Genomic DNA, 21,107 nt, shown 5'->3' with positions numbered 1-21,107 from the left:
CATGTTGACGTCAACAGGCGGAAGCGCCGAACGTGCCGCCACTGCGCAGAAGTTGTCGCAGTCGCGCGCCGAGTACGACGACTTTCGCGGAGGCGCGCTGTCAGACCGCGTTCGGGCGCTCCGGGAACTCCTCGGGCTCGCACTGGATGGTGGCGTGGTCGATGCCGTGGTCGTCGTGCAGGACGGCGAGCACTCCGGCCAGGGCGTCGCGGTAGTCGGCCTCCGGGGCGACCACGATGTGGCCGGTCGCGCTCTCCATGCCGGAGGTGATCGTCCAGACGTGCAGGTCGTGCAGCGCGAGCACCCCGGGGACCGCGCAGACGTCGCGCTCGACCGCCGCGAGGTCGACGTGCGCCGGCGCCGACTCCATCAGGATCCCGAGCGCCTGGCGGGTGAGGGAGAAGGTCCGCGGCAGGATCAGCAGCCCGATCAGGACGCCGACGATCGGATCGATCCAGGCCCAGTCGGTGGTCAGCAGCACGATCGCCGCGACGATCACGCCGACCGAGCCGAGTGCGTCGCCGAGCACCTCGAGCGAGGCGCCGCGCAGGGTGATGCTCTCCTTCGCGCCGGCCGAGAGCAGGCGCAGGCTGACCAGGTTGACGGCCAGGCCGAGGATCGCGGTGATCAGCAGCGGCGCCCCGGGGACGGCGGGCGGCTCGGCGAAGCGGCGGACCGCCTCCACGATCACGAAGCCGGCGACGCCGAAGAGCAGGACGCCGTTGGCGAGCGCGGCGAGCACCTCGAGGCGGTAGGAGCCGTAGGTGCGGGCCTTGGCGGCGGGCCGCGCGGCGAGCGAGATCGCGGCGATCGACATCCCGAGCGCGATCACGTCGGTGCCCATGTGTGCGGCGTCCGAGATCAGCGCGAGCGAGCCGGTGGCGAGGCCGACCACGAACTCGACGACCGCGAACGCGGCGGTGAGGACGAAGGCGATGACGAGCGGGCGCCGGTGGCGCGCGGCGGCGGAGCCCGAGTGCCCCGCGTGCCCGGCGATGCCGTGGTCGTGCCCCATGCGCCCTCCCGGCCCATCCGCGTGCGTCCGCCCGCCGTGCCGGCCGCGGACGTATTGTCGTATGCACACTCTTGCACATATCGGCCCGGATGCGAAGGGCGCGGGTCGCATCCCCCTGCGACACTGGAGAGATGTCGTCCTCCCGCTCGCTGCGCACCCTCCGCGGTGTCGTGGCGGCGACGGTGGCGACCCTCACCGCCCTGTTCTCGCACGTCGCGGGCGGCGGGGAGCTGCCGGGGGCGCTCGGAGTCGCGGCGCCGCTCGTGCTCGCGGTGCCGGTCTGCGTCGCCCTCGCCGGACGGCGGCTCTCGCTCGCGCGCCTGGGGGCGTCGGTCGGGCTGAGCCAGCTGCTGTTCCACGCGCTGTTCGGGATCGGCGGGGCGGCGGGGAGCGCGGCCGGTCCGGCCGGTGCCGCGCACCTCCACGGGGGTCCGATCGACCTCGGCGCCGCGGCCCACCCGGCCCTGCACGACTCCTCGATGGGGATCGCGCACGTGCTCGCGGCGGTCGTCACGATCGCGGCCCTGCACCGCGGCGAGGCGCTGCTGATCGCCGTCGCCGCGACGACGGCCCACCTGGTGACGGTCCTGGTGCGGGTGCCGGCGACGCCCGTCCGCGCCCCGCGGCCCGCGCGCCGCTCGTCGTTCGCGCCGCACGGGATCCTCCCCGTCGCCGCCGGAGTCTTCCCGCCCGCCGTGCCCCGGCGCGGACCGCCGGCACTCCCCGCCTCCTGATCCCGACGCGCCCTGCGCGTCCTCATCGACCCCCGCGCGGCAGCACCGTGCCGCGGGGTCTCCGCGCGGTCCCCGGTCTCCCGGCGGCCGCCGAAGGGAGCCGCCACCGTGGCGCACGGACCATCCTCGACCGACCACCTCGACGACCAGCACGACGACCAGCACGACCGCGACCGGCACGACCGCGACCAGCACGACCGCGACTCCGACCCCGACGCGGACCTCCGCCGTCCCGAGCGGCCGGCCGCCGCGCCGATCCGCGCGCCGGAGGCCGTGCTGCTCCTGGCCGTCCCCGCGGCGGTCGCGGTCGCCCTCGCCGGGCTCACCTGGACCGGCGCGTTCGAGACGCGCCTGATCGACCCGGGCGAGCTCGTGACCCGGGGCCTGCCCGTCGCGCGGGTCGTGCACGACACCGCCGCGTCGCTCACGATCGGCCTGCTCACGGCCGCGACGTTCCTCCTGCCCGGGCAGCGCATCGCCCCCGGGATCGTCTCGTACTCGCAGAACCGCGCCCTGCGCTGGGCGACCTGGTCGTCCGCGGTCTGGGTGGCGTCGGCGCTCGCCGTGCTCGTCTTCACAGCGGCGAACGCGATCGGACAGCCGCTGGACGCGCCGGGCTTCCGGACCCAGCTCCTCTTCTACGCGACGCAGCTCGAGCTGGGGCAGACCCTCGTGGCGTCGACCGCGTGCGCGGCGGCGGTGCTCCTGCTCACCCTCTTCTCGCGGCGGCTCGGCTGGGTGGCGGCGGCGACCGCGATCGCGGTGCTGGCGCTCCTGCCGCTCTCGCTCTCGGGGCACGCGGCCGGTGCCGACGAGCACGCGAACGCGGTCAACAGCCTCGCGGTGCACCTGATCGGAGTGACGGCGTGGGCGGGCGGGCTCGTCGCGGTGATCCTGCTGCGGCGGGCGGTCGGCGGCGAGATCGGCGTGGTCGTCGCGCGCTACTCGGCGCTGGCGGGTTGGGCCTTCGGGGCCGTCGCCTTCTCCGGCCTGGTCAACGCGTCGCTCCGGATCGAGGGGCTCGAGGACCTGGGCACGCCCTACGGGCAGCTGCTGATCGTGAAGGCCGTCGCGCTGCTCGCGCTCGGCGGCGCGGGGGCCTGGCACCGGCTGCGGCTGATCCCGCGGCTGCGCGCGGATCCTGCCGATCGCCGCGCCTTCGTCGCGATCGCGGTCGGCGAGGTGGTGGTGATGGCGCTGACCATCGGCGTCTCGGTGGCGCTCTCGAACAGCGCGCCGCCGGTGTCGCAGGACCCGGTCAGCGGCGACGCGCGGCGCAGCCTGCTCGGCTTTCACTACCCGCCGGAGGTCACGCCCGAGCGGATGCTCGATCAGTGGCACCTGGACGCCGTGTGGCTCGGCATCGCGGTCGTCGGCGCGGCCCTCTACGTCCGGGCGGTCCTGCGGCTGCGGCGCCGCGGCGACGCCTGGCCGATCGGCCGGACGCTCGCCTGGGTCGCCGGCTGCGCCGCCCTGGCGTACACGACCAGCGGCGGGCCGGGCGTCTACGGGCAGGTGCACTTCAGCACGCACATGATCCAGCACATGCTGCTGATGATGGTCGTGCCGCCGCTGCTGGTGCTCGGCGGGCCGGTGCTGCTCGCGCTGCGGGTGCTGCCGGTGCGCCGCGACGGCGGGCGGGGGCTGCGCGAGTGGATCCTCGCCGTCGTGCACTCGCGCTATCTCGCCGTGCTGTCGAAGGCGCCCGTCGCCGCCGTGCTCTTCGCCGGCAGCCTGGTCGCCTTCTACTACACGGGCTGGTTCGAGTGGGCGATGTTCAGCCACCAGGGCCACGTGCTGATGACCCTGCACTTCCTCGCGACGGGCTACCTCTTCTTCTGGGTCCTGATCGGGGTCGACCCGGGGCCGAACCGGCCGGGCCACGTGCTGCGGCTGCTGGTGATGCTGGCGACGCTGGCGTTCCACGCCTTCTTCGGCCTGCCGATCATGTCGCAGACCACGGTGCTCGCCGCGCCCTGGTGGACGGCGCTCGGCTACACCGACACGGAGGCGCTGCTGGCGGATCAGGGCGTCGGCGGCGGCATCGCCTGGTCGGCGGGGGAGATCCCGATGGTGCTGATCGCGCTGGTCGTGGTCGCGCAGTGGGTGCGCTCGGAGGAGCGGACGGCGAAGCGCTACGACCGCCGGGCCGACCGCGACGGCGAGGCCGAGCTCGCGGCGTACAACGAGCGGCTGGACCGGCTGGACCGCCGGGGGTCCTGAGCGTGCCGGGGCTGGGAGAGGAGGAGGTCCTGGGAGGAGGAGGGTGCCGGGTCGCTCAGAGCCGCGAGGCGGCGTCCGCGTCCCAGAGGACCTCGAGCGGGTCGTCCGGGTCCTCGCCGGCGAGCAGCTCGGCGTTCCGGCGCTCGGCCTCCTCGACCGAGATCTCGCCGAGGTCGACCGAGGCGCGCAGGGCCGCGGCGCGGCCGCCGTCGCGAGTGAGGAAGGGGTCGGCGGGAGTCGCGTGGCGGACGCCGTCGCGGGCGTCGAACGCGTGCGCGGTGATGCCCGTCACGGCGGGGGAGGAGGCGAGGAGCGCCATCGCGACGCGGTCGGCGGCCTGCCAGGCGGCGGCCGAGGGGCTGCGCTCGGCGATGATCGGGCCGTCGGGGGTGCCGATGGTGAGCCGCTCGAGGTCGGGGAGCAGGCGGAGGATGCGGGCGGCGGCGTCGAGCGCCTCGGCCGGCACGGAGTCGACGGGGCCGGAGAAGAGGGGTGTCCAGTCCTCCGTGGGAAGACGGTGCCGCCAGGTGTCCATCCGCGCTCCTTCCGCCGTGCGTCCGCGGCCGTGATCGTTCACGGCAGCGCCTCGGCGTCGTCACGCCGTGCAGGTGTGAGAAGGCTACGAGCGCGCCCCGGTGCCCGTCGACCCCCGAACCGGGTGAGTGCGCTTTCGGGACGACTCGAGTAGCTCGCGACAGGCGATCGGCCCGCCGCCGCGCCGTCCGGCCCGCGGAGCCGCCCCTCCGGGCGACCTGTCGAGCTGTGCGGGCCCAGTGCCGCGCGGAGCGCGGGTGGGTGCCTGCGGCGTGATGCCTGGTCGATCCACGTGCCCCGGGGTGACCCCGGGGAGGAGGGGGCAGCGCGTGCCCCGTCCGCCTCGCCCGGAGGGGCGGTGCCGCCCAGCCTAGGCTGGAGCGGTCGGCGGCGGGGGGGGCATCGTGCACGGACGGGACGCGGTCGTCGAGGCGCTCGCGCACGCGTTCCTCGGCGCCGAGTGGACGCCGGACGGCCTGCGCGCCGCGGCCGCCGACTCCCTCGGGGCGCGGCGGCGCTGGATCGGCCCGCTGGTCACCAGGGTGCTCGTCGCCTTCCCGCACCCGCCGCTCGACGCTCCGCGCGAGCTCGCGCAGGTCGTCGCGGGGCTGCTCCCGGAGCGGGCGCAGCGGGTCGTCGCGCACCTCGCGCCGGTCGCCGCGCGGGCGCTGCCCTCCTCTTCCCCGGTGCCCGCGATCGACGGCCGGGACGACCTCGCCCGGCTGCTCGGCCTATCGCCCGGGCAGCTCGACGGCTTCGCCGACCTCGGGCAGTGGCACCGCCGCCCGCCGGCCGGTGCGCCGCGTCCCGGTGCCGTGCAGAACTACGACCACGTCTGGCGGCCGCGCCCCGGCCGGACCCCGCGGCTGCTCGAGGTCCCCCGCTCGCGGCTGCGCGCGGTGCAGCGGAGCGTCCTCGACGAGATCGTCGGCCTCGCGCCCGTGCACGCCGCCGCGCACGGCTTCGTCCCGGGGCGCAGCGCGATCACCGGCGCGGCCGTGCACGCGGGCTCGGCGATGCTGGTCACCCTCGATCTGCAGCGCTTCTTCGCGCAGGTGAGCGCCGCGCGGGTGTTCCGGCTGCTGCGCGGCGAGGGGCTGCCCGAGGCGGTGGCATACGCGCTGACCGGGCTCTGCACGCACGCCGTGCCGGTCAGGGTGATCCGTGCGATGCCCGCGGGCGGCGACCCGGAGGAGCGGGCCGCGCTCCGCCGCTCCCTCGCGCTCGCGCACCTGCCCCAGGGCGCGCCGACCTCGCCCGCGCTGGCGAACCTGGCGCTGCGCCGCCTCGACGCGCGCCTGACCGGCTACGCCGAGGCGGCGGGCGCCCGCTACACCCGCTACGCCGACGATCTCGCCTTCAGCGGCGGCCCGCGCTTCGCCCGGCGGGCCGAGGCGTTCGCCCGCGGCGCCGCGCGGATCGTCGAGGACGCGGGCTACGCGGTGAACCCGCGGAAGACCCGGCTGCGCCCCGCGTCGACGCGGCAGAGCGTGACCGGGATCGTCGTCAATGCGCGGCCGAGCGTCCGGCGGGCCGACGTCGACCGGCTGCACGCGATCGTGCACAACTGCGTCGTGCACGGCCCGGAGGGGCAGAACCGGGCGGGCGTGCCGGACCTGCGCGCGCACCTGCTCGGCCGGATCGCCTGGGTGAGCGCGGTGCACCCCGACCGCGGGGCGCGCCTGCGCGGCCTGTTCGAGCGCGTCCGGTGGCCGGAGTCCCTCGATGGCGCGCGGGCGCAGCCGTAGGATTCAGCGGTGCCCGTCACCCTCCCCGCCCCGCGAACGATCGACCCCGCCTCCGTCCCCGCCCTGCGCTGGGGCGTGATCGGCACGGGCATCGCCGACGCGTTCGTCGCGGCGATCCACTCGCGCTCGGTCCAGCGCGCCGTCGCCGTCACCGCCCGCGATCCGGAGAAGACGCGGGCCTTCGCCGAGAAGCACGGCATCGCGACGGTGCACGCCACGGTCGAGGAGCTGGTCGCCGACTCCGGGATCGACGCCGTCTACGTCGCGACCCCGCACCCGCTGCACCGGGCCCAGGCGCTCGCCGCGATCGCGGCCGGCAAGCACGTGCTGATCGAGAAGCCGATCGCGATGTCGGCGGAGGAGGCGCGCGAGATCACCGACGCGGGCCGCGCCGCGGGCGTGCTGGTGATGGAGGCGATGTGGGCGCGCTACCTGCCCCAGGCCGACGTGATCCGCCAGGTCGTCGAGAGCGGCGTGCTCGGCGAGCTCCGCCTGGTCACCGCGGACTTCGGCTTCTCCATTCCCGTCGACCCGAGTGGGCGGCTCTGGGCGAAGGAGCTCGGCGGCGGAGCGCTGCTGGACGCCGGCGTGTACCCGATCTCGTTCGCGTCCTCCGTGCTCGGCGCGCCCGTCGCGATCGCCGCCTCCGGCACCACCGACCCGGGCACCGGCGTCGACGCGAGCGTCGACCTGCTGCTCACCACCGGCTCCGGCGCCCGCGCCCTGCTGTCCACCTCGCTCGAGACGTCGCTGCCGGTCGAGGCGATGGTGCTCGGCTCCGAGGGCCGGCTCGCGGTGCACAGCCCGTTCTTCGGGCCCAGCGGCGTGACGCTGACCCTGGGCAGCATGAGCTCGGGGCAGGACTCGGAGGTCTGGACCGACGAGGGGCCGTGGCCGTACGGGGCGCTGTCCTTCCAGGCGACGGCGTTCGCCTCCTACGTCGCCGCGGGCCTGGTGGAGTCGCCGGTGCACCCGCACCACGAGGTCGTCTCGGTGATGGCGACGATCGACGAGGCCCGCCGCCAGGTCGCGGCGCAGGCCGGGTCGCGCTCCACCCCGGCCGCCTGATGCGCGTCCTCACCTGCCTGCACACCCTCGAGGTCGGCGGCAGCCAGATCAACGGCATCGAGCTGGCCGGGCGGATGGCCGCGCTCGGCCACGAGTCGATCGTCTACGGGCCGGACGGCGATCTGCGCCCGCTCGTCGAGGAGCTCGGGCTCGAGTGGGTGGAGGCGCCCGAGAAGGGGCCGCGTCTCTCCTTCCGCAGCATGGCTCGGCTGCGCCGCCTCGTGCGCGAGCGGCGGATCGACCTCATCCACGCCTACGAGTGGGCGCCGACGATGGACGCGGCCTTCGGGCCGCACCTGCTCGACGGCGTGCCGGTGGTGACGACCGTGCTCTCGCCCGAGGTGCCCGACTTCGTGCCTGCCGCTTTCCCGATGATCGTCGGCGTCGTGGAGCTGCTCGAGGAGGAGTCGAGCCGCCGGCCGGTCCTGCATCTGATCGAGCCGCCGGTGGACACCGAGCTGAACGCGCCGGCGGAGCTCTCGGCGGCGGAGACCGCGGCGCTGCGGGCGCGCTTCGACATCGCGGAGGACGAGATCGCGGTCGTCACGGTCGCGCGCCTCGTCGTCGACCTCAAGCGCGAGGGGATCCTCGCGGCGATCGAGGCGGTGGGGGCGATCGCGGACGGGCGGGGCGGCGACGGTGCGGGCGGCGACGGTGCGGGTGGCGACGTGCCGCGCCTCCGGTTGATCGTCGTCGGCGACGGGCCGGTCCGCGCCGAGCTGCAGGCCGCGGCCGACCGGGTGAACGCCGGGCGCGACCGCGACCTGGTGACCCTCACCGGGCAGATGCTCGACCCGCGCGACGCCTACGCGGTCGCGGACATCGTGCTCGGCATGGGCAGCAGCGCGCTGCGGGGGATGGCGTTCGCGAAGCCGCTGGTCGTGCAGGGCGAGCGCGCCTTCTGGCGGCTGCTGACTCCGGAGTCGCTGCCGTTCTTCCTCGACGGCGGCTGGTACTCGCTCGGCGACGGCGTGGACGGGCCCGGGCGGCTGGCCGGCATCCTGGTGCCGCTCGCGCGCGACGCGGAGCTGCGCCGGCGGCTCGGCGAGCTCGGGCGGGAGGTGGTCGTCGAGCGGTTCAGCCTCGCGGCGGCGGCGCGCACGCAGGCCGCGATCCACGCCGAGGCGGCGGCGGTGCGGACCACGCTGCCGGCGCGCCTGCGCGCGCTCGCGCACCCGGCCGTGCGCTACGCGGCGTACCGGCTGCATCCCCTCAAGCGCCGCGTCCTCGCGGCCGTCGGGCGCTGATCCCGTCGTTCATCGACAGCTGTTGCCGACAGCGGCGAAAAGGTCAAGGCCCTCCTCCTGGTCACCCAGCGCGTTCTAGGGTCCTCTCATCCGGCCGCATCCGGAGACACGACTCCTCGGGAGTCGCCTTCAGGGCGGCCATCGAGCACGGGGGAGGACGAGATGTCGAGAGACGACGTGATGCCGGGGCGGTTCGCGCGGTTCGTGAAGTGGGTGCACCGGGCCGACGGCTGGGAGCCGCAGTACCTGCGCGGACGCGTGCTGCGGAAGACGGACGGCGCGTGGATCGTCGCCGTCGACGGCGAGGAGACCCGGGTGATGAAGCAGGAGTGGAGCGTGTACCGCTGAGACTCCCGGATCGCCGCACGGCCGAGATCCGCGAGACCGGTCCCGGCGTGTTCGTGCTCGAGCTGCGCCGCACCCGCCGCCGCCCCGCCGAGGAGCTCGGCCTGGTGCTGCGCGACCGCGGCCGCTGGATCGCCATCGGCCCCGAGGGCGTGCTCGCCGCCGCCACGAGCTTCGACGAGGCCCTCGCGACGCTGCAGCCCCGCCTCTCCGACGCGTAGGCCCGCGGTCGGCGCCCCCCTCTCGGCGCAGCCTCGCCCGACCGTGACTCGCCCATGCTGAGCGAGCAGCCCGCTGCACGGGCACCATGCTGAGCGAGCAGCCCGCTGCACGGGCACCATGCTGATCGAGTAGCCCGCTGCGCGGGCGTATCGAGATCCACCGTCGTCCGGACGCGGGTCTGCAGTGCCGCCGTTCTGCACAGGGTGAGTCTCGATACGCCCCTGCGGGCTACTCGACCAGCATGCAGTCCGGCGCGCTTTCATGCTGATCGAGCAGCCTGCGCGGGCGTATCGAGATCCACCGACGGAACTCCGCACAACGTCAGCTGAGACGAGGGGGCCTCCCTCTACAGCGGAGGCCGTGCCTTCTCAGCTGACGTTGTGCGGAGCGCGACGCGTTCATGCTGATCGAGTAGCCCGCTGCGCGGGCGTATCGAGATCCACCGACGTTCGAACTCGGGTCTGCAGTGCCGCCGTTCTGCACGGGGTGGGTCTCGACACGCCCCTGCGGGGCTACTCGACCAGCATGCGGCTCATGCTGATCGAGCAGCCCGCGGAGCGGGCGTATCGAGATCCGCCGACGTCCGGACGCGGGTCTGCAGTGCCGCCGTTCTGCACGGGGTGGGTCTCGATACGCCCCTGCGGGGCTACTCGACCAGCATGCGGCTCATGCTGATCGAGTGGCCCGCGGAGCGGGCGCATCGAGATCCGCCGGCGTCCGGCGGGTCAGCGGTGCTTGCCGGGGGCCTGCACGCCGAGGACCGCGACGGTCAGCGTGCCGGAGGTGCTCTGCGCGGCCGACGGCGACGACTCCGGCAGCCGCAGGGTGAGGCGCAGGTGATCGGTCGCGCCGACCGCGAAGGCGGGCGAGGCGGGCAGGTCGATCCTGGCCGCGGCCGGGCGGTCGGCGGCGACGGTGGTCGTCGTCCCGGGGCAGGTCGCGGCGTCCGTCGACCAGGCCACCGAGCAGCGCTCGAGCGCGAGCTGCAGGCCGTCCGAGGCGCTCGCGCCGACCGTCGTCGCAGCGGACTCGAGCTGCAGGGCGCCCATCGACACGGTGCCGGCGTTGGTGAGGTCGAGCAGGCGCCGCTCGGTGCCGCCGGGCACGAGACCGGTCACGGGGACCTGCACGGTGGTGACCCCCGTGGCGTCGAACTCTGCGATGACGGTGCCCGCGCCCACGCCGGCGCCGGCGGTCGCGCGGTCGAGGAAGAGGGCGGACGCGGAGGCGCCGGCGCCGAGGACCAGCGCGATCGCGGCGGCGACGGCGAGCGGCGCGCGCGAGCGGCGACGGCGCGGAACCGCCCGGCGTCGCCCGTGCACGGGGGCCGCGCTCGCGCCGCTCACGATCGAGCCTCCACCGGTCGGCGCCAGATCACGACGAGCACCGCGCCGACGACGAGCGCGCCGCCGATCGCGAAGAAGGCGAAGCGCGCCTGGGGCTGCGCGAGCAGGATGCTCGGCCAGCCCAGCAGCGGCACGACCGACTCCTCGCGCCAGATCCGGTCGTCCGCGATCGTGACGATCCACGGATCCGCCTGCGGGTTGTTGTCGCCCTTGGTGGTCAGCGCGAGCAGTCCCGGGGTCCAGCCGCGCAGCTCGGCGGCGTCGGCCTCGGAGTAGACGGAGGTCACGCGGTGGATCACCCGCCGCTCGGGCACGTCCGGGTCGGTGAAGACGATGACGTCGCCGGCGCGGACGGCGGCCTGGTCGACGGGCAGGGTCACGGCGAGCGAGCCGACGGGCATCCCGGGCGCCATGGAGTTCGAGAGGACGGGCACGAGGCGGACCAGGCCGAGCGCCGACGCGACGAAGACGGCGACGCCCGCGATCGCGACGAGCGCGACGATGACGCCGAGCAGCCGGCGGGCGCCCGTGGCGACGGTGCCCCTCACGGCGGCGCTCTTCGCAACGGCGCCCTTCGCGGCGGCGCCCTTCGCTTCGGGGCCGCTCGCGACCGCGCCCTTCGCGACCGCGCCGCTCACGACTGCTCCTCCCGTCGACGTCGACTCCCCGCAGCGAGCAGCAGGCCGGCCCCGAGGGCGACCAGCCCGCCGAGCAGCGCGGCGCCGATGTCGCGGCCGGTGACGGCCAGGCCGCTCTCCGGGCTGCCACTGCCCGCGCCGCCGTTCGAGGGGCCGCCGTTCCCGGAGGCCCCGGGGCCGCCGATCGCGCCGGGATCGCCGGAGTCGTCGATCGCCCCGGTCTCGCGCACGAGCACGCGGAGCGCAGCGGCGGTGTTCTCGAGGCCATTGCCCGAGCCCGCCGGGAAGCTCACCCGGACCCGCACGCCGACGGTCTCGCCGCGATCGAGGGCGCGGGTGCCGTCGAGCCGGCCGAGCGAGGCGGCCGGTCCGGTGCCCAGCGGGACGACGCCCTCCGGGCAGAGGTAGCGCTCGATCGAGCGGCCGCCGGCGACGAGCCGGTCGTCGATCGTGAAGGCCGAGGGGCAGAGGTCCACGACCAGCTGCAGCCCCGAGCGCGGGTCGGTGGCGAGCGCGTCGCCGCCGTCGACCGCGAAGGCGACCGAGACCTGGTGCGCGGACGAGCCGACGTTGGTGACCTCGGCGGCCCACTCCGTCGTGTCGCCGGGGGCGAGCCCGGTCAACGCCGCGGGAGCCGTGAGCTCGCGCACGTCGAGCAGGGCGGCGGGCGGGGTGACGGACGCCGCGGACGCCGCGGGCGCGAGGAGGACCGCCGCGAGGACGGCGCCGATCGCGCGCAGGGGTGGCATGGGGCTCCGAGGGGAAGAAGGGGAGGGGGTGCTCCCGCCCCGCCTCCCGCGCGGGCGGGCGCGGGCGGCGGGGCGGGAGCGGCTGGCTACTTCTGGATGCCGGCGCGCTGGATGGCGGCGGCGGTGAAGGTGATCTGCGCGGACGCGTTCTCGTAGTCGTTGTCGGCCACGGTGGGCAGCACGAGCTCGATCAGCGTGTTGAGGGCGACGTCGCCCGCGTCCGACGGGAAGGTACCGGTCGCGGTGGGGGTGATGCCGAAGTTCGCCGGCGTGAAGTCCACCGCGTTGGCGACTCCGCCGATGGTCGACAGCTTGCCGCTGCCGGTCGGCGTCGTGGTGCCGGCGCAGGTGTACGGGCCGTTCGTCGCGGGGGCGGTCGCGGCGGTGGTCCACGGCACGGTGCAGGTCAGCAGGCGGTAGTTGAGGCCGTCGGTGCCGGTGACGAGCGACTCGCCGGGGCCGGTGAGCAGCGGGTCGTCGGTGCCGGCGGTCTCGGCCGTGACGTCCTGGTAGAAGCGCACGGTCGAGACGAGGTCGCCGTCGTTGGTCGCGTTGGGCAGCACGAGGGTCAGCGGACGCTGGATCGTGTCGCCGGGCGCGATGTCGGTGACGGTGAAGCCGCCCGTGACGTTGATGTCGGTCTGGCCGGCGTCGACGTTGCCGACCGCGGTGCCGGAGTCGGTGAAGACGGCGAAGGCGCCGGCGCCGGCGAGCGCGCCCGCGGCGAGCAGGACGCCGCCGGTGAGGGCGATCTTCTTCCAGGGTGCACCCTTGCGGGCGCTGTTCTCGGTGGAGGCTGTGGCGGTCATGGCGGTTCCTTTCAGATGGGTGCCCGGTGCGGGCCTGGTCTCCCTCGCGCGGGCGGGTGCAGGACGAGTGGGAGGGTTCGTGGGGCGAGGCGGCGGCATCAGCAGCCCCTCGCGCTGATGACGGCCGGCTGGGTGACGGCGGTCGAGGGCCCCGACGCGACGCCGAGCCAGCGCTGCAGGTCGGGTCGGACCCGCCACTGGTAGCTGCGGCCCTCGCCGAGTCGGTCGTCGGTGAAGGAGGTGGCGCTCGCCGCGGGGGTCGCGACGACGATCCAGGCGCCGGGCGTCGCCCCGGCGAGCCGGCGCTCCAGCGTCCAGCCGGTGGCCCCGGGCGCCGCGGACCAGCTGACGAGCGTGCTCGGGCGGTTCGCGGTGCAGCTCGCGACGGGGGTGGCGACGACGGAGGAGCGGGTCCAGGAGCCGAGGCCGATCGCTCCGCTGGTCGTGTCGGTCCCGGTGAAGCCGCGTGGGGTGAGGGGCGCCGGATCGACGAACACGGTGATCGTGCTGCTCGCGGTCAGCGCGCCGTCGCTCACCGTGTAGGCGATCGGCACGGTCCCGGTGAAGGCGGCGGCGGGCGTGTAGGTGCAGGTCGCGCCGGCGCAGGAGAAGGTGCCGCTGCTCGCGGTGCCGACGGCGCCGAGGGTCAGCGTCGTGCCGGCGTCCTCGTCCGTGTCGTTGGCGAGCGGTGAGACCGTGACCGCGGGGCCGCCGGCCGTCGCGACGGCGCGGTCGGGGCGGGCGACGGGCGCGCGGTTCAGCGCGGTCACCGTGATCGTGACGCGGACGTTCCAGGTGCCGTACGTGCCCGAGAGCGCGTAGTCGAAGACGTCGGTGCCGACGAACGCCGCGATCGGCCGGTAGGTGCACTGGCCGCGGGTGGCGCCGCTGTCGACGCAGGTGACGGAGCCGGAGACCGGGGTCGCGGGGGCGGGCGACGCGGCGCCTCCGACGACCTTGGGGGTCGCCGAGAGCTGGGCCCGCGAGAACGTCGCGCCCGTCGCGGCCGCGCCGTCGTTGGCGAGCACGTCGACGACGACCGAGCCGCCCTGGACGACGGTCGCCGCGTCGGGCAGCGGATCGGGGATCACCGAGATGGTGACCGCGGCCGTGCGGGTGATCGCCACGCCGGTCGGCGGGGTCGCGGTGGCGGTCGCGGTGTTCGAGATCGTGCCGGCCGTGACGTCCGCCGCGGTGGTCGTGTAGGTGGCGGTCGCGGTGACGACCTGGCCGGGGGTGAGCCGGCCGGCGGTGCCGGGCCAGGTGAAGGTCAGCGCCGAGAGGCCGGACTTGGGGTCGGTGATCCCCACGCTCGTCAGCGTCGTGTTGCCGGTGTTCGTGGCGCGGAAGGTGTACGTCACGACCGTGCCGGCCGTGCTGATGAAGGCGGGGTTCGCGGTCTTGGTGAAGGCGAGGTCGGCGGCGCGGGTGAGCGTGACGGTCCGGGTGGCGGTGCTGGTGACGGCGGCGCCGGTGGGCGGGGTGCCGGTCGCGGTGGCGGTGTTGACGACCGAGCCGGAGTCCACATCGGCCTGGGTCAGCGTGTAGGTGGCGGTCGCGGTGACCGACTGGCCGAGGCCGAGCTGGCCGGCGGTGCCCGGCCAGGGTCCGTAGACCACGGTCGCCTTGGGGTCGTTGATCGCGACCGCGGTGAGCGGCACGTTGCCGGTGTTCGCGAGGGTGAAGGAGTAGGAGATCGTCGAGCCGGCCGCGGCGGCGCCGTTGAGCGTGCCGTTCTTGGTCAGCGCGAGCGACGGGGCGTAGCGGATCGGCGTGGTGGTGCTCGAGCTCGCGCTGACCGTCGCGGGAGTGGCCGCGAGGGTGCGCCCGGTGACCGTCGCCGTGTTCGGGATCGCGGTGCCGGCGTTGATGTCGGCCTGCGTCACCGTGTACGCGGCGGAGGTGAAGGTGGTCTGCGCACCGGGGGCGAGAGCGGCGCTCGCCGGGGTGATCGAGGCGACCTTGGTGTCGGTGACCGCGACGTTCTGCAGGCTCACGTTGCCGGTGTTGCGCGCGACGAAGGTGTAGACGATGCGCTCGCCGACGTCGGCCTGCGCGTTGCCGTTCGTGTCGGTGAGGGCGCCGGACTTCACGAGGGTGATCGCGGGGGCGGGCGTGGTGATGGGCGCGGTGACGCTGGCGGTGCGGCTGGTGACGGTGACCGTGGTCTGGCCCGGCGCCGTCTTCGTGGCCGACGCTGTCGCGGTGTTCACGAGGTTCCCGGCGACCGCCTCGGCCGCCGTCACCGTATGGCTGCCGGTGCAGGTGACGGAGGCGAGCGGGGCGAGCGTCGTCGTCGGGCAGGTGACGGTCGGCACCTTCGGGTCCGAGACGGAGACGCCGGTGAGGGTGCCGGTGACCGAGCCGTTGGTCACGACGAACTGGTAGGGGATGACCGAGCCCTCGGGGTAGGTCGCCGGCTGCGTGGTCGTGCGGTCGATCTGCTTGACGAGCGAGATGTCGTCGAGGTCGTTGATGGAGGAGACCGAGACGTTGCGGATCAGGTGGGTGTCGCTCGATCCGCCCGTCGATGCGGTGAAGCCGAGCTTGTAGGTGGAGGGGGCGGCGGTCGTCATCGTGAACTGCAGCGCCTGGGTCAGCGCGGAGGCGGCCATGCCGGCCGAGGCGCCGTAGTAGACGGTGACGACCGGGAAGGCGGCCGGCGAGACGGTGACGCGGATGGTGCGGCCGGCGCCGGCGCCGGGAGCGCCCGTGTCGCTGAGGTTGACGGTCGGGCGGAGGGAGGCGAGTACTCCGGGCGGGGCGGTGCCGGCGATGTAGCAGTAGCCCGTCCTGCCCTGCCCGGGGCCGCGGGCGACGATGCGGTTGGCGGCGGAGCCCGGGGGCGCCGGGGTGCAGCCTGCGCCGAGCCCGCCGCCGGAGCCGGAGAAGTTGCCGAAGACGTCCAGGCCGATGCCGAGGTAGCCGCCGTTGACGCCGTCGACGGTCGTGGACTGCCCGTAGCCGAGCGATCCGCCCGGGGCGCCCGCCGCGGTGAGGCTGCGCGAGCCGTCGGTGAGGAAGAAGCCGATGCCGTCGGCGCCCTGCAGGCCGAGGGCCGCCTGGTACTGGTACTGGTCGAACTGGACGTCGAGCCCGCCGGTCGCGGGGATCGGGCGGTTGAACACCGCGCCGCCCTTCGCGTTGGTGCGGGTGTCGGTGAGCTGCAGGAAGCCGGGGGTGGTCGCGGGTGCGGGGGCCTGCGTGCGGTTGGCGCAGACGCCGAGGGTGGAGGTGCCGGCGGGTGGGGCCACGGTGGCGCGGGTGATGCAGGCGCTGTCGAGGGCCTGCCAGGCGGGGTCGACGACGCTCGTGCCGCCGAAGCCCTCCTGGACCAGGACGGTGGCGGCCTCGGCGCGCGGGGCGGGGAGGACGACGAGGACGGCGGCGAGCAGGACGAGGATCAGCGTCAGGGCGAGGGAGCGCGGTGCCGCCGTGATCGGGTTCTGCGGGGCCGGTCGACGGTGGCGGGCGAGCGCGCGCACTTCCGTCATGATCCGATCCCTCCGGGCTGCTCCGTCGGGCCGTCCGGGTGGAGCAGGGATCAAGATACGTTTCGGGTCGGGCGCTCTTGGCCCCCGGAGTGGGGACGTTTGAGACCCATCCGATCGTGAGTTCTCAGGATGCGCTCAGGCTGCCATCAGGCGCCGGGGGTGCTCGGGGGAGCGGCGCCCGGGGCGGGGATCCGTGCCTCCCGGTCGGGGGACGTCGGCGGCGGCGGACCCTGCTGCCCGCGCCCCGGGAATCCGCGGCCGTGCGGGGGTGCGGGGGGCGTCGAGGGCGTGCGGGAGCGGCGCGCTGCGCCGGCGCCGTCCGCCCCTCACCCGCTCGCGGTGATCGCGCTCTCCCGCGCTGTCGGCCCGATACAAGCCCCACCGATGGCGGAGATCGGCAGCCCACTGGCGCCGCACGGCGGACGGCCCGGGCGGGGCGCGCGTCGCGCACCCGTCATCCTGCGCCGTCGTACCGACGGGGGTGCCGCCCGCGTGCTGATCGAGTCGCCCGCTGCGCGGGCAGCATGCTGATCGAGTAGCCCGCGGAGCGGGCGTATCGAGATCCGCCGACGTCCGGACGCGGGCCTGCAGCGCCGCCGTTCTGCACAGGGTCGGTCTCGATACGCCCCTGCGGGGCTACTCGACCAGTATGGGACGGGCGGAGCGCGCACCACCAGGCAGGAGCGGGCCGCGACCAAGCCTGCAGGAGCGGGGCGCGACGCGTCCATGCTGATCGAGTAGCCCGCCGACGGCGGGCGTATCGAGATCCCCGCCGTGGAGTGCACGCTCACCGATCATGCTGATCGAGTAGCCCGCCCCGCGGGCGTATCGAGATCCCCCACCATGGAGTGCACGCTCACCGATCATGCTGATCGAGCAGCCCGCTCGGCGGGCGTATCGAGATCCGCCGCCTCACCCGCGCCGGCGGATCCGCCGCGGCAGCGCCAGCCAGATGGCGCCGATCAGCACCGCCGTGATCGACGCCATCGTGATCGCCAGCGGCCGCGTCGTGACGACGTCGAAGATCAGCAGCACGGTGCCCGTGAGCACCAGGGCCACCGCGATCAGCGTCAGCCGCAGCAGGACGTCCGCCGCGCGCACCAGCGTCCTCTTCGCCCGGCGGCGGAACAGCTCGCGGTGCAGGCTGACCGGCGCCAGCCCGAGCATCGTCGCGAGCACGGACCCGCTGACCAGCACCAGGTACACGTCGGTCTGGAACACGTCGAGGTCCTCGAAGCGCTGCTGGAACGCGATCGCCAGCAGGAACCCGGTGAGGATCTGGGTGCCGGTCTGGATGACGCGGAGCTCCTGCAGGATCTCGCTCCAGTTGCGGTCGAGCCGCTCGTTCTCGGTCTCGTCGCGGCCGTCCCCCGGGACGTCGTCGCGGAGTTCGGCGGCGGGCTCGGGCTGCGGATCGGCGGAGGGGGTCGACACCGTTCCATTGTGCCCGGAGGCGTCCGCCCCTGCCCTGCCGCGTCCGCCCCTGCCCTGCCGTGTCCGCCCCCACCCGCGGCACCCGTTCGCCCGCTGTTCGCCGGATCGCTGCCCTCCGCTCTGGCGTTCCCGCCGAGGACGGACGAGTGTGGTCGCATGACGAAGCGGTGGTGGCTCTCCCTCGCGGCGGTGGCCGCGACCGGTCTCGCCGTGGGCGGCGCGACCCTGTTCAGCTGGACGATCAGCGAGACGCAGTTCGACCGGCCCGACCCCCGCTTCGATCGCTTGACCGCCCAGGTCGCGGACCTCCCCGGCGTCACCGCCCCTGAGTCCTCCCGCTGGGTCGAGGCGCCCGTCTTCGCGGACCCCACCTCGTGGATCGGCGTCGACGTCGACCCGGCCGGCCTCGCGGCGCTCCTCGACACGGCCTGCTCCACGGACTACGGGGACCCCGTGTCCTGGTCGGTCCGCGTGCAGACCGACGCCGGCACCACCCTCGCCGTGAACAGCCCCGCAGACGAGCGGCCCGCCGGCGCCCGGTGCCCCGACTTCGGCGTCGACCCCGCTGGTCTGCTCGCTCCGCTCGACAGCACCGTCCGCGGCCTCGAGCTGCAGGCCGCCGTCTGGCCGGACTCCGGCGGAGGCGGGCACCTCGCCCTCACGGCCCTGGAGGATCCCGCGGACATCGCCGACCTCCTGCCGCTCGTCGCCCGCGCCGAGGACCTCCGCGCCGCCGCCGGAGTCGCCGCAGGCAGCCCCGTCGAGATCAGCGGCGTCGACCTGAGCGTCCTCGTCCTGCCCGGCGAGCAGGAGCGCTACGCCGAGCTCCTCACCGAGCTGGTCGCCCGGCACGGCGTGACGGGCTACTTCGCCGGCGCCCCCGGCACGCAGATCGACGGCGTCGACAAGGTCCAGCTCGTCGCGCCCGAGAGCGAGCACGCCGCCATCGAGGAGCTGATCGGCCGCTCGGGCCTGCACGTGGCCGAGCTGCCGGTCCGCTTCCTCCCCGAGAGCTGAGGCCGAGGCGCCGCTACAGGTGCAGCAGGCTCCAGTCGATGACCACCGCGAGCGCGGTGAACAGCGCGGCGACCGCCCCCACCGCCTTGCCCGCCCGATCGAGGTCGCTGCGCGGCCCCGGCCGCATGTCCGCGACGACCCGGAGCAGCGCCCCCAGCAGCGCGATGACGGTGACCGCGAGGATCCACACCTTGAGCGAGAGGTGCGAGTCCACATCCAGCAGCGTCAGCGTCACGATCGGCACCAGCACCGCCAGCACCGACCCCACCACCAGCAGCACCCCGCGCCGCGCGAGATCGGTCGGCCCGTAGGACCCCTCGCTCAGCCACACGCGCAGCGGCCTGCGGACCGCGCCGCCCTCGGCCTGACCGTCGGCGGTCTCGACCGGCGTCGTGCTGGTGCTCACGTGCGGCGCTCCTGAGGGGACGTGCGGGAGTGGCGCTGCCGCGGACGCAGAGGGATCGCCCGAGTCTCGCAACGCCGCGCCCCCGCGCGGAAGAGCCGCAAGCGGACGTGTCCGCTTGCGGACAGGGGGGATCAGGCCAGCGGCCACAGTCGGGTACTCGCTGACGAGAGGAATGCCCGCCCGCCTTTGTTCACGGTGATGCCGAGGGCTGAGAAGCGAAGGATCGGCGAAATGAGCCGGGGTATTCGTGACGACACTCATGGATTCGATCGCGAGTGAAGGGGAATCTCTGCGGCGTCGCCTGTGTCACCATCAGGTCATGCCCGGCTCACTGCATTCCCACATCGTCGAAGGATCACGTCTCCGAGTGGATGTCGTCTCCGATCAAGGGGCGACGCTGTCCCTCGTCGGCGAGTACACGGATCTGGAACCGAGTGTCGAGATCGGCGGTGTTCTCGAGGAGAATCTCGCACTCCGCAGCAACCTGTGGGCCTATGCCAAGACCTGGCACGCGGCTCGGACGGCGTCGAATCTGGACGCACTCGGCATCGCCGATCCTGCGGAGCAGAAGGCCGCTTTGAAGGTGCTCGAGATCGAGCGGAAGACCGCGGAGAAGCGCGCGGACGAGTACGCCAAGACGGCCCAGTGGATCGCCGACGTCGCGGACGACGTCTCACTGCTGACGACCGAGCGCGGCTGGTGCTCGTCCTGCTTCTTTCAGACGGAGCACCGGAAGTCGAACCGACCCGCGGGCCAGCTCCCTGTGTACGTCTGCCAGGGCTGCGGCTCTCCGACCCTCCCGTGCATGGCTCCGGGCTGCGACAACATGGCGGTTCGGGATCGCGGTGCCCTCCGCGTCCCGCAGTTCTGCGCGGAGCACAAGCGCGAGATCCCGGGCTTCGAGAAGGCCCAGGGCTCCTTCGGCGAGCTTCACGACTACGAGGACTTCCTCAAGTACGAGAAGCCGGACCTCGATGCGATCTCGAAGATCGCTGTCGGCAGTGTCGTCGCTCTCGGCGTCGCCGCTCCGCTCGCTCTCGTCGCCGCGCCCGCCATCGGCGGAGCGCTGGGGTCACTGGGAGTGTTCGGCGGCCTGTCCGGCGCTGCCGCCAGTTCCCACGGCCTGGCGCTGCTGGGTGGAGGCACTCTCGCGGCAGGTGGGCTCGGGATGGCCGGCGGCACGGCGGTCGTCACCGCGGTCGGCGCGGCGGTTGGCGGGGCGCTGGGCGCCTCGGTCTCCAACGCCTATCTGCGCGAGGACAAGTCGTTCCGCATCGAGTTGCTCCGTCCGGGCAAGGGTGGCGTGCCGGTGATCGTCGCGAACGGGTTCCTCACCGACAGCAAGAGCGAGAAGTGGGGTGGCTGGAAGGCGATCGTCGATGCGCGCTACCCGGACTCTCCCGTCTACCGCGTCCACTGGGGCTCGAAAGAACTCGACGACCTCGGTGATCTCGTGGCGGGAATGCTGGGCAAGGCGCGCGGTGCGGGTCTCGTGAAAGCCGCTGCTGCCCTCGGCACCAAGGCCGGAGCGAAATTCTTGGGAAATGTCGTCGCTCCGGCGTTCATCGCCGCGGATCTCCTCAAGAACCCCTGGCATGTCGCGAAGAGCCGTGCGGACAAGACGGGTGTCATCGTCGGGGATATCCTGGCCCGGACCGACGCCGAGTCCTACGTGCTCATCGGGCACAGCCTCGGAGCGCGACTGATGGTCGTGGCGGCTGAGGCACTCGGCACCAAGCCCGGTGGGCCACGCATCGAAGCCGCGCACCTGCTCGGCGCCGCCATCGGGGCGAAGAGCAACTGGGACTCCCTGACTGCTGCGGTCGACGAGGCCGTCTACTGCTACCACTCCCGGAACGACGCGGTCCTCAAGTACGTCTACAGGGCGGCGCAGGCGGGCGAGACGGCTGCCGGCGTCGCGGGCTTCAGCCCGGCCTCGAGCAGACTCCAGAACATCGACGTCACGGATCAGGTCCGCACGCACTTCGACTATCAGAACGAGGTCCGCCTCCGCGCCGCTGGGTGACCGTCGGAGCCCGAAGGGCGACTGAGTCGCCCGAGAGGGCTCGTTCTCGGGG

General features: G+C 74.3%; 18 protein-coding genes. 9 read left to right on the top strand and 9 right to left on the bottom strand.

Annotated elements, in window-relative coordinates; translation table 11 throughout:
- Positions 1–100: 100 nt before the first annotated feature.
- Complete coding sequence (locus tag HQQ82_RS12575; protein WP_173233659.1) at positions 101–1,015, bottom strand: cation diffusion facilitator family transporter; 915 nt, start codon at positions 1,013–1,015, stop codon at positions 101–103.
- A 131-nt stretch (positions 1,016–1,146) separates the two neighbouring features.
- Here HQQ82_RS12575 and HQQ82_RS12570 point away from each other — a divergent pair, with 131 nt between their 5' ends.
- Positions 1,147–1,749, top strand: coding sequence for a hypothetical protein (locus HQQ82_RS12570; RefSeq protein WP_173233657.1), 603 nt, complete (start codon positions 1,147–1,149; stop codon positions 1,747–1,749).
- Between the two features lie 108 nt (positions 1,750–1,857).
- Positions 1,858–3,972, top strand: a complete 2,115-nt coding sequence (locus HQQ82_RS20630) for a bifunctional copper resistance protein CopD/cytochrome c oxidase assembly protein (protein WP_173233655.1) — start codon at positions 1,858–1,860, stop codon at positions 3,970–3,972.
- A gap of 55 nt (positions 3,973–4,027) precedes the next feature.
- On the opposite strand, the gene HQQ82_RS12560 is transcribed toward HQQ82_RS20630, so the two are convergent.
- On the bottom strand, positions 4,028–4,507 hold the full coding sequence (locus HQQ82_RS12560) for a hypothetical protein (protein ID WP_173233653.1): 480 nt from the start codon (positions 4,505–4,507) through the stop codon (positions 4,028–4,030).
- Between the two features lie 403 nt (positions 4,508–4,910).
- On the opposite strand from HQQ82_RS12560, the gene HQQ82_RS20035 reads away from it, so the two are divergent.
- The 5 genes from HQQ82_RS20035 (at position 4,911) to HQQ82_RS12535 (ending at position 9,135) form a co-directional block, all read left to right on the top strand.
- Entirely contained in the window at positions 4,911–6,254 is a 1,344-nt protein-coding gene (locus HQQ82_RS20035) for a reverse transcriptase family protein (protein ID WP_173233651.1), read from the top strand.
- Between the two features lie 9 nt (positions 6,255–6,263).
- Entirely contained in the window at positions 6,264–7,322 is a 1,059-nt protein-coding gene (locus HQQ82_RS12550) for a Gfo/Idh/MocA family protein (protein ID WP_173233649.1), read from the top strand.
- On the top strand, positions 7,322–8,569 hold the full coding sequence (locus tag HQQ82_RS12545) for a glycosyltransferase (protein WP_173233647.1): 1,248 nt from the start codon (positions 7,322–7,324) through the stop codon (positions 8,567–8,569). Before HQQ82_RS12550 ends, HQQ82_RS12545 begins: the two co-directional genes overlap by 1 nt.
- Before the next feature lie 162 nt (positions 8,570–8,731).
- Positions 8,732–8,917, top strand: coding sequence for a hypothetical protein (locus HQQ82_RS12540; RefSeq protein ID WP_173233646.1), 186 nt, complete (start codon positions 8,732–8,734; stop codon positions 8,915–8,917).
- Positions 8,899–9,135, top strand: coding sequence for a hypothetical protein (locus HQQ82_RS12535; RefSeq protein ID WP_173233644.1), 237 nt, complete (start codon positions 8,899–8,901; stop codon positions 9,133–9,135). Before HQQ82_RS12540 ends, HQQ82_RS12535 begins: the two co-directional genes overlap by 19 nt.
- Before the next feature lie 726 nt (positions 9,136–9,861).
- Here the strand turns inward: HQQ82_RS12535 and HQQ82_RS12530 are convergent.
- The 6 genes from HQQ82_RS12530 to HQQ82_RS12505 all read right to left on the bottom strand — a co-directional run bounded on the left by HQQ82_RS12530 (position 9,862) and on the right by HQQ82_RS12505 (position 17,606).
- On the bottom strand, positions 9,862–10,482 hold the full coding sequence (locus tag HQQ82_RS12530; RefSeq protein ID WP_173233642.1) for a peptidase: 621 nt from the start codon (positions 10,480–10,482) through the stop codon (positions 9,862–9,864).
- On the bottom strand, positions 10,479–11,120 hold the full coding sequence (locus HQQ82_RS12525) for a signal peptidase I (RefSeq protein ID WP_173233640.1): 642 nt from the start codon (positions 11,118–11,120) through the stop codon (positions 10,479–10,481). Before HQQ82_RS12525 ends, HQQ82_RS12530 begins: the two co-directional genes overlap by 4 nt.
- Positions 11,117–11,869: a sortase gene (locus HQQ82_RS12520; RefSeq protein WP_173233638.1), complete on the bottom strand. Its 753-nt coding sequence runs from the start codon at positions 11,867–11,869 to the stop codon at positions 11,117–11,119. The genes HQQ82_RS12525 and HQQ82_RS12520 overlap by 4 nt, the downstream gene beginning before the upstream one ends.
- A gap of 86 nt (positions 11,870–11,955) precedes the next feature.
- Entirely contained in the window at positions 11,956–12,678 is a 723-nt protein-coding gene (locus HQQ82_RS12515) for a TasA family protein (RefSeq protein WP_173233636.1), read from the bottom strand.
- Positions 12,679–12,776: 98 nt separating this feature from the next.
- Positions 12,777–16,172 (bottom strand): Ig-like domain-containing protein, encoded by a 3,396-nt coding sequence (locus HQQ82_RS12510; protein WP_173233634.1) that lies wholly within the window; start codon positions 16,170–16,172, stop codon positions 12,777–12,779.
- A gap of 912 nt (positions 16,173–17,084) precedes the next feature.
- The gene (locus tag HQQ82_RS12505; RefSeq protein WP_173233632.1) at positions 17,085–17,606 is read right to left on the bottom strand and encodes a DUF6328 family protein; all 522 of its coding nucleotides are present in this window, start codon (positions 17,604–17,606) and stop codon (positions 17,085–17,087) included.
- 156 nt (positions 17,607–17,762) lie between these two features.
- Here HQQ82_RS12505 and HQQ82_RS12500 point away from each other — a divergent pair, with 156 nt between their 5' ends.
- The gene (locus HQQ82_RS12500) at positions 17,763–18,623 is read left to right on the top strand and encodes a hypothetical protein (protein ID WP_173233630.1); all 861 of its coding nucleotides are present in this window, start codon (positions 17,763–17,765) and stop codon (positions 18,621–18,623) included.
- A gap of 13 nt (positions 18,624–18,636) precedes the next feature.
- Here the strand turns inward: HQQ82_RS12500 and HQQ82_RS12495 are convergent, their stop codons facing one another.
- Positions 18,637–19,029, bottom strand: coding sequence for a hypothetical protein (locus HQQ82_RS12495; RefSeq protein WP_173233628.1), 393 nt, complete (start codon positions 19,027–19,029; stop codon positions 18,637–18,639).
- A 367-nt stretch (positions 19,030–19,396) separates the two neighbouring features.
- Between HQQ82_RS12495 and HQQ82_RS12490 the strand changes: the two genes are divergently transcribed.
- A complete protein-coding gene (locus tag HQQ82_RS12490; protein WP_367947921.1) occupies positions 19,397–21,055 on the top strand; it encodes a DUF726 domain-containing protein in 1,659 nt (552 codons plus the stop codon).
- The last annotated feature ends 52 nt before the right edge of the window (positions 21,056–21,107 follow it).

Origin of the sequence: Rathayibacter sp. VKM Ac-2856, from assembly GCF_013205055.1 — a bacterium.
Lineage (GTDB): Bacteria > Actinomycetota > Actinomycetes > Actinomycetales > Microbacteriaceae > Rathayibacter.
This window is presented reverse-complemented; position numbering and strand designations above follow the sequence as displayed.